This window comes from Streptomyces sp. SDr-06, from assembly GCF_003324565.1.
In the GTDB taxonomy this organism is placed as follows: domain Bacteria; phylum Actinomycetota; class Actinomycetes; order Streptomycetales; family Streptomycetaceae; genus Streptomyces.
On sequence record NZ_QOLA01000026.1, the window covers coordinates 90,596 to 99,085 of the forward strand.

Below are 8,490 nucleotides of genomic sequence, written 5' to 3' on the forward strand. Positions count from 1 at the left end.
GCTGGCGGTATGCGCATGCGCCCCACCCTGAGCTGGACGCCCCCCGAGGGCCTACGTCCCGGCAGCACGGATCCGGCGCCGGTCGCCGAAGCGTTGCGGGCCGGCGGGGTGCTGGTGCTCAGCGGGGCGGGCATCTCCACGGAGTCGGGCATTCCCGACTACCGGGGCGAAGGCGGGAGCCTGAGTCGGCACACGCCGATGACCTACCAGGAGTTCACCGCCGACGCCCCGGCCCGGCGCCGGTACTGGGCGCGCAGCCATCTCGGCTGGCGTACGTTCGGCCGCGCCCGGCCCAACGCGGGGCACCGTGCGGTGGCGGCGTTCGAGCGGCACGGCCTGCTGACGGGTGTGATCACCCAGAACGTCGACGGACTGCACCAGGCCGCGGGCAGCGAGGGCGTGGTGGAACTCCACGGCAGCCTCCACCGGGTCGTCTGCCTCTCCTGCGGCGCCCTCACCCCGCGCCGCGAACTCGCGCGGCGGCTCGAAGAGGCGAACCCGGGCTTCCAGCCGGTGGCCGCCGGACTCAACCCGGACGGCGACGCCGACCTCACCGATGACCAGGCGAAGGACTTCCGCGTCGCGCCCTGCACCCGGTGCGGCGGCATCCTCAAGCCCGACGTGGTCTTCTTCGGCGAGGCCGTTCCGCCGCAGCGGGTCGCACGCTGCCGCGACCTGGTCGCCGAGGCGTCCTCCCTGCTGGTCCTGGGATCCTCGCTGACCGTGATGTCGGGACTCCGCTTCGTCCGGGAGGCAGCCCAGGCCGCCAAGCCGGTACTGATCGTCAACCAGGCCCCGACCCGAGGCGACCAACACGCCGCGGCCCGAGTCGCCCTCCCCCTGGGCACCACCCTCACCACAGTGGCCGACGCGCTCCACATCCCCGTGGAGGGGTGACCTGCGGGGTGCGGCGTCTTCCCTGTCTCGGCGGGCCGCTCGCCCGCAGCGCGGAGCGCGGTGGCGTTGCGCCCGCGTCCTGGATGGGAGTACTCAGGAAGGGCCGTCAGTCCTGCGCCGCCGTACGAGGAAGACAGCCCCGGCCCCGACGGCGACAGCCGCAGCACCCGCGACAGCAAATGCCGGAAGAGCCGTCGAGGAGCCCGTCTCGGCGAGGTTTCCCTGAGGGTTGAGCTGGGTGCCACCCGTCGGCTTCGTGGTGGGAGCCGGAACCGGCTTGCCGCCGGCTTCCTTCGGCTTTGCCTCGTTGCCCGTGCCAGGTTCCGCACTGCCTGCCGGGAGGATCTCGAACTCGACGTATTTATGGCCGCCGGTGACTGCGCACTTACCCGCGTCGTCGCCGTAGTCGCCGGTGCTGAAGGCGAAGCCGCGACCCGCGGGGGCGTCCTTGGCCACGGCCAGTCGCAGGTCGAACGTGACGGATTCGCCTGGCTTGATGCCCCTCCACCCCAGATATCCGCCGTCGGCGACGGAATCGCCCTCAGGGATGCTCTTCCATGTGCCGGTCTCGGGGTCCTTGAGTTCGACGGCGACGTACTTGAGGTCCGCGCGGCCCCTGGAGTCGAGCACTCCGGTGATGAAGCTGAAGTCCACCCGCTTGTAGGCGGCTTTCCCGTGATTGGAGACGTTCACCTTCAGAGCGTGGGTACCACCCCCCGCGACGATCTTGGCCGGAATGCCGGCGAGGGAGGTCTGGAGGTTCTCGTCTGTCTTCTTGTCCGGTTCGTCACCCGTGCACGTGGTTCGGGTCGGAGTCGCGGAGGGCTTCGTGCCGGTGGCAGGGCCGGCCTTGCTCCCGGAAGGCGAGGCCTTGTCAGCGGCGTGGGGTGCCAGTGGCGGCTCTTGCGATGACGCCACCGATGGCGAGGCAGAGGGGGCCTCGACGGCGAAAGCGCCTGGCGCGGCCAGAAGCACTGCCGGGGCCATTGCGGAAGTCACGGCAGTGGCAGCGATGGCTAGACGGAGTTTCATGACGACCTCAGGGCAACGGAGTTGGTGGGCGCGTGCACAACCTGGGCTGGAGGTTACGTACGGATGACCCGTGGTGCGGGGGATTGGTTGTAGGGCCTCACACGTCCCTCTGGTGACGTGCGTCACGTCGCCGAACGTCTGGTTGGGACACCAGACCCGCGGTGGCTCGACGCGTGCCATCATCGGGCCCTTGTGGTGTCGAGGTCTACTGTTAGAGGTCCTAACAAAGGCGTTGGAGGTGTCGGTGGGTGATGAGGCAGGTGGCGAGGCCGAGGAAGGCTTCGTGGATGTCATCACGTCGTTCCCAGCGGATGCGTAAGCGCCGGAAGCCGTGGAACCAGGCGGTTGGGTCGGCCGCGTGGCGAGGTGCCTGTGGCCAGGCCCTTTTCCTCGCGGCCTCCCGCCGAACCGGACTTGATGGTTTCCCGATCATCCGGCTCTCCAGTAGTTACGGCGTGAATGATCTGGCCGTCTGCGCCTCATGGATGCGGTCGTGGCAGGTGTCGCAAGCCACGACCGTCTTGCGGCGCCGATCGAGCATGACGCGCGCCCAGTCGGACGGCAGCCACCCGGCATGAGCAAGATCGGCGAGGGCACGGATGTGATGCACCGTGACATCACCAGTGCTGCCGCAGATCTCGCAGATGTCCGCCAAGAGCCGTGTGACGAGCTCTTTGTGCGGATAGTCCACCCAGACCGGCCGACGATCCACAATCTTCGCCGACCGCTGCCGGTAGAGAGGGATTCCTCCGAACCGTGCCACCAGTGGCTTCCTGTTCTTCCGCTCGATACGGGCCTCGAAGCAAACTCGGGCGCCCTGATCAGTGTCGATTCGGGTCTTGTGCTTGGCAGCCATCTTCGGCACAGACGAGCGGTGCTTGGCCGCGAGAGTCTTGAGCATGGACGTCTCCATGACCCATCGCAGCCGGTGCAGCCGGGAGACATCCCCGGCAAGCAGGTAGTACTGGACGATGCCCCGGTAAACGGACCCGAACGTGGCAACGATCGCGTGGACGCTGCTGTTGACGAGATCCTTTCGTTTCGCGGGCTTTCCGCGGGCGAGATAGGGCACACTCTTGGCCTTGATCACGTCCAAGGGAACACGCAGTGCGATCCGACCGTTGACCCGTCGGTAACGGCCGGTCTTCTTCGTGTCGTTGTGCTGGACGGTGATCACGTAGCCGAGGAACCTGGCTGCCCGGGTGCGGGCATGAGTGATCAGCGTCTTCTCCTGGGAGAGTTCCAGTTTGAGTTCGTCATGAAGGAACGCTGCCAGGCGCAGCTTGATCAGCTCGGCTTCGGCTTTCGGTCCGGTGAAACCGAAGAGGTGATCGTCTGCGTAACGGATGTAGCGCAGCCTCCGGTAGTGCGGGTCATTCGGGTCCGCACTCGAAAGACTGGTCATCCGTTGGCGCAGCGTCCGAGCCTGGGCCCGGTCGCCGCGTCGGCGAGCTTTCGCCAGCAGATTCGCCAACTCCAAATACGCCGGGTTACGGGCCCGACGTTCCCCTCGGGTGTACTCCGGAATCAGTACTGTCTCTACGAACTCGTCCAACTTGTGCAGGTAGATGTTGGACAGGACCGGGGAGGCCACTCCGCCCTGCGGAGCTCCGGAGAGCGTGGCTCCCCACCTCCAGTCCTCCAAATATCCGGCCGTCAGCATGTTACGCACCAGCCGCAGAAATCGCCGATCATGGATCTTTTCACCGAGTATCGACAGCAGGACCTGATGGTCCAAGCTGCCGAAACAGTCGGCGATATCGGCCTCAATGAACCAGGCCGTTCCGGTCCAGGTTTGAGTCACCTCGCACAAGGCGGTGTGGCAGCCCCGCCGGGGCCGGAATCCATGCGATCGGTCGGAGAATGTCGGCTCGTAGTAAGTCTCTAACAAGAGGCGGACCACTTCGCCGACGAGCTTGTCCGACCAGGTGGTAATGCCGAGCGGACGCATCTTCCCGTTCTTCTTCGGGATTTGGATGCGCCGAACCGGACGGAAGCGGTAACGCTCATGGCGTACCGCCTCGATGATCCGGGCGATTTTCCGCTGGGACATACCGTCCACGGTTTCCTGCGTGACCCCGGGTGTCATAGCGCCATGGTTGGCATAGATGCGCCCGTAGGCCAACAGATACAACTGCGGGTTGAACAACTGTCGGTAGAGCTCACTGCACGGCAGGCCCCGCCTGCCGCGTTCACGCAGGACACCCAGCACCGTTGCGGCGCTCTGCATTTCGCATACCTCCCGAGTCTCGGGTGTCCGAACCACCTGGCCCCCTTCGCCCTGCGGACGGCTTTCCCGTCCTCCCTGGCCGGGCGTCGCTCCGGCGACTACTACGGGGCCTCCGTCGCCGTAGGACTCGCGTCCCGTAGGCGATCCCACGTTCGTCTCTGCTGTACGTCGTAGCGCGACGTAGGCGTCCCACTCATCTCCTTGAATGCCCTCGTTGGGCATCGCTCCGTGCTCCGGAAGTTGCGTCAGTCATCACAATAGAAACTGTCGCAGAACATGGCACCGGTTACAGCTGTCTTTCCGGTAGATGGGAACTTGCATCCGCTGGAGATTGGGCTTCAAACAACCCAGTCTTCGCCATATCGCGCGGGCCACCCAGTACCCCGTCCCTGACAGCTGGACCCGGTTACTGGTTTCCTGACATGCTCTTGTCCCCTTCACCTTTCGGATCCAGGTAAGTCATCGGCCCAGGAACCTCCTTCCGAGTTCCTCCCAGCTCAGCCGGGAATACAGACAGAGCGCCTCGTGCCGCACATGGTGCGTTCAACCACCCAGCGGTAGACGCCGAGCCCGGAGCCGTGTGGGACGCCGCGGCGGGCGATCACTGTTCTCACGCCCAGCTTTCGTACCTGCTCGCGGTAGATGTCGTGGTCGTAGCCTCGGTCGGCGAACAGCAGGACCGGCCGTTTGCGCGGCCGGCCGACCAGGCCGGCGACCGCGGGCACCTTGTTCAGCAGCGGGATCAGCTCGGTGACGTCGTTGCGGTTGCCTCCGGTCAGTGACACCGCGAGCGGGATGCCCTGGGCGTCGGTGAGGATGTGGTGCTTGCTGCCCGGCCGTCCACGGTCGACCGGGCTGGGGCCGCTTTTGGGCCCCGCCGTGCCGCCCGGACGTGGGAGGAGTCGATCACCGCCCGCGACCAGTCGAGCTGCTTCGCCGACCGCAGCTTCCTGAGCAGGACCAGGTGTAGTTTGTCCCACACGCCGGCCTCGTTCCAGGCCGCCAGGCGCCGCCAGCAGGTCATGCCGGAGCTGAAGCCGAGCTCCTGGGGCAGGTACTCCCACTGGATCCCGGTGTGCAGCACGAACAGGATGCCGCACAAGGCCTGCCGGTCCGGCACCCGCGGTCTGCCCTCGGCCCGCTTCGGCCCCGGCTGCGGCAACAACGGCTCCACCAGCGACCACAGTTCATCCGACACCACCCACGGCGGCGACTGTCTCCTGCCCACACCAACGAGCATCCAAGCCGACAGTCACACCAACACCCGCTTTTGTTAGGACCTCTTAATGTCCCGGTACTTCGCATGGGGGGCTGTGCCTGGGGACTTTCTTCACTTTCGCTGCCTCGCCATGCCTTCATCTGCGAGTCGGAGTACGTGTGACGATCACGAAGAGGCATTTGCTGCGCAGCATCCTGGGAACGGCGGTCGCGCCCACGCTGGCACTCGGACTGGTGGGGCCCTCAATCCTGGTGGCTCCGCCGGCCTTTGCCGCAACGATCGAGGCGCAGCCGTGGGGGGGGCGGCCACCGAGCTGACTGACGGGTCGGCGACGGAGAGCGTGGTCGACGTCAAAACCGCCAAGGACGGGGCCGCGGTGGCCCTTTGGTACCGCACGGCGAAGGACAGGTCGAGCCGGTCCCTCCTGGTCGCGGTCCGTCTTGCGGCCAAGTCGACCTGGGGAGCCCCGCAGACCCTGTTCACCTCTACCTTCGAGGTGCCCCTCACCGACAAAGAAGCCCGCGCCTGCCTCACCGCCACCGACGGCCACCGGCTCAGCTCACTGTTCGAACTCGCCGTGTGCACCGGGCTCCGCAGAGAAGAACTCCTCAGCCTGCGCTGGGAAGACCTCGACTCGGCCGACGGCACCGCCAGCATCCGCCGCAACCTCCAGCGCACTCCCACCGGCGGCCTGACCGCCCTCCCCACCAAAACGGTCGGCTCGCACGCCGCATCGCCCTCCCGGCCCCTGCCAGCTCTCACTCCGTGCCCACCGGGGGGCGGCAGGCTCAGGAGAAAGTCGGCGCGGGCTGGGTGGACAGCAGCCGCGCCTTCACCCGGTCCGACGGGCACTCCATCGAACCCGCCACTCTCACCCGCCACTTCAATGCGAACCTCCGCCGCGCCCACCTCCGCCAGATCCGCTTCCACGACCTGCGACACTCGACCGCGACCAACCTCCTAGAGCAAGGCGTCGAACTCGTTGTCATCGAGGAACTCCCAGGCCACGCCCACATCGGCGTCACCGCCACCGTCTACGCACACTTTCGACTCCGCCTCCAGCGCGACGCCATTGACACCCTCAGCACGGTCCTCGACGGCCCGACAGGTGCCAAGGCAGATGGGCTCGACGGCGATGCACTACCAGCCCACGCTGCTCTCGTCCGTTGACGTTGCCGTCAACTACTGCCGTCCCTCATGCAGAAGCCCCACCAGGAGTCACCTGGCGGGGCTTCTGTTTGCTCGTGTTACGAAATGATTGACACTCTGCTACCGCGTCCAGACGACGCATTGCGGCAGCACGCCGTCCTCCCAGAGTTGGTCGAGCCTAGCGAAGAGCCTGGGCAGGCTGGTGTCGAACTGTTCCCACGCCGCCGGGTCCAACTCCCGCCATGGATCCGAGATGGTCAGACCGGGCGGCAGAGGGCCGGTTGAGCCAGACATCTTGCGGCATGCAGCACACCACGTGTAGCTGATTACTGCGGGGCGATTCGCGTGTTTCGTATTTCTGAGGTAGGTGCGAACCGAAACCTCTCCACACGACGGGCAAAGCCACTCTGACTGGTCTCGGAGGAAATTTCGATCTCTCCCGAGCGCCTCTACTTCCGAGGGAGTGAAGCGCGTTAGCTGAATCATGAACCCGTCCTTCGACTGAAAACGCCGAGCATAGCTTGCCCGAATTCCTCCGCAGCGGACTCTGTTCCACCCATGGATCCTGGCCAAGTGGCATACATCCGGTGATGATGGATCTCGTGGAAGATCGTGGCCACAGCCGTATCCATATCAGCCAGTCCCATGTTGGAGATCTGAATTACCGGACGTCCTCGCGGGCCCAGATTCGGCATCCCATTGCCGTCGTGCGGGCTGTTCCCGTAGGCAGGCAGACCATCTCCTGCAGTGCGAATCTCTGGCACGTGCACAATGTCGTACTGGGAAACGCTCATGTCAGCCCTGCCCAGTGCCATTTTGACCTGCTTAATGCTAACGGCAGCGCCGTTCTTCCCTCCGGGGGCACTCTGGGGATCCACATTGCAGTTGTGAACCAGGACCGGCGTGGCCCCCGCTAGCACATAGTACGTGTGGATGTGCTCAACGGTCAGGTTGTACGTAGTAACGGCCCGGTGATAGCTGCGTACGCCGACGACCCTGATCACGGCACCATCCGACTGGCGCAGTCGTTCGCCAAGCTTCAGTTCGGCTGCGTCTACCCACTGTTTGCGGCTGGCGTCCCAGTACGGGTGGTGCTGGGTGGAGGTGATTGTCTGGTCGCCGGTGGGGGTGTGGACCGTGGTGTCGGTGAAGTCCTTGTCGGTCAGGGTGACTTCGACGTGGGTGACCTTGTCCGGCTTGGTGGTGTTGGTGAGCGGGTCCGTGGCCTGGACCGTGTCGCCGACCTTGACCTGGTCGATCGGGATGGCGGCGCCACTGGCGAGGAGTACCGTCGTCGGGGCGGGGAAGCTGTTGCAGCCTCCTGACGACGCTGGGGCTTCCTGTCTTCCAGCGGCCAGGCCGCCTCCCTCGCTGCTGGCGGCTGCGGCGCCGGCTTCGCCTTCGCCTGCTGCCTTGCCGGCGCCGCCCTTCGCTGCCTTGGCCGCCTTGGCCGCGCCGGCGACCACAGCAGCGCCCGCGCCCGTCACAGTTATCGCCTCGGCGCCTGCGCTGACGGCGGCTCCCACGACCGCTGTGGTCATTCCGAATTCCGCACCTGTCGCGAATCCGTCTGCCGCTGCCACGAGTACGCCGGCACATGCTCCTGCCGTAGCGGCTATGCATCCGACGACCACCGAGACAACGACCACGGTGATGGCGATCTCCACGACGTGGTCGGCGGCCCAGTCAAGGGCCTTGTCCCACAAATGGTGGTGCTTCTTCGGCTTCGGCTTGCTGACGTATGTCGTCTTCGGCTTCGGCTTGTCGTTGGTTGTGGCCCGGTTGCCGTCGGTGTTGGCCGTGCCGTCGGTGTTCCAGTCGTCGGGGTAGCAGGCCGCGCCGCCCTCGCCGCACATCTGCATCAGGCCGGTCGGGTCGCTGCTGGTGACCGGGGTGTTGCCCGAGTAGGCGTAGCCGTTGATGGACTGGGGGTTGGTCGGGTCGAGGATCGGGTCGACGGAGA

Annotated in this window: 6 protein-coding genes and 2 pseudogenes; 3 read left to right on the plus strand and 5 right to left on the minus strand. The window is 65.9% G+C overall.

Annotation, left to right across the window (positions count from 1 at the left end; all coding sequences use genetic code 11):
• Positions 1–9 precede the first annotated feature (9 nt).
• Positions 10–897, plus strand: a complete 888-nt coding sequence (locus DT019_RS33805; RefSeq protein WP_114040803.1) for an NAD-dependent protein deacetylase — start codon at positions 10–12, stop codon at positions 895–897.
• Between the two features lie 93 nt (positions 898–990).
• Here DT019_RS33805 and DT019_RS33810 read toward each other — a convergent pair whose 3' ends face one another.
• The 4 genes and pseudogenes from DT019_RS33810 to DT019_RS40505 all read right to left on the minus strand — a co-directional run.
• A complete protein-coding gene (locus tag DT019_RS33810; RefSeq protein ID WP_223279885.1) occupies positions 991–1,590 on the minus strand; it encodes an LAETG motif-containing sortase-dependent surface protein in 600 nt (199 codons plus the stop codon).
• 559 nt (positions 1,591–2,149) lie between these two features.
• Positions 2,150–2,272: pseudogene (locus DT019_RS33815) on the minus strand (IS5/IS1182 family transposase); the annotation flags it as partial.
• Between the two features lie 105 nt (positions 2,273–2,377).
• The gene (locus DT019_RS33820; RefSeq protein WP_189390160.1) at positions 2,378–4,159 is read right to left on the minus strand and encodes a reverse transcriptase/maturase family protein; all 1,782 of its coding nucleotides are present in this window, start codon (positions 4,157–4,159) and stop codon (positions 2,378–2,380) included.
• Between the two features lie 536 nt (positions 4,160–4,695).
• Positions 4,696–5,399: pseudogene (locus tag DT019_RS40505) on the minus strand (IS5 family transposase); the annotation flags it as partial.
• A gap of 109 nt (positions 5,400–5,508) precedes the next feature.
• Between DT019_RS40505 and DT019_RS41145 the strand changes: the two are divergent.
• The gene (locus DT019_RS41145) at positions 5,509–6,342 is read left to right on the plus strand and encodes a tyrosine-type recombinase/integrase (protein WP_411292763.1); all 834 of its coding nucleotides are present in this window, start codon (positions 5,509–5,511) and stop codon (positions 6,340–6,342) included.
• Complete coding sequence (locus tag DT019_RS41150; protein WP_411292764.1) at positions 6,234–6,548, plus strand: tyrosine-type recombinase/integrase; 315 nt, start codon at positions 6,234–6,236, stop codon at positions 6,546–6,548. Before DT019_RS41145 ends, DT019_RS41150 begins: the two co-directional genes overlap by 109 nt.
• A gap of 461 nt (positions 6,549–7,009) precedes the next feature.
• Here the strand turns inward: DT019_RS41150 and DT019_RS33840 are convergent.
• The coding region (locus DT019_RS33840; RefSeq protein ID WP_262985359.1) for a polymorphic toxin-type HINT domain-containing protein at positions 7,010–8,490 on the minus strand (1,481 nt) is incomplete at its 5' end.

What these genes read in the sequence shown, in the direction of transcription:
- DT019_RS33820 (WP_189390160.1), bottom strand. Translation starts at nt 4,159, where the DNA reads ATGCAGAGCGCCGCAACGGTGCTGGGTGTCCTGCGTGAACGCGGCAGG.
- DT019_RS33805 (WP_114040803.1), top strand. Translation starts at nt 10, where the DNA reads ATGCGCATGCGCCCCACCCTGAGCTGGACGCCCCCCGAGGGCCTACGT.
- DT019_RS41145 (WP_411292763.1), top strand. Translation starts at nt 5,509, where the DNA reads ATGCCTTCATCTGCGAGTCGGAGTACGTGTGACGATCACGAAGAGGCA.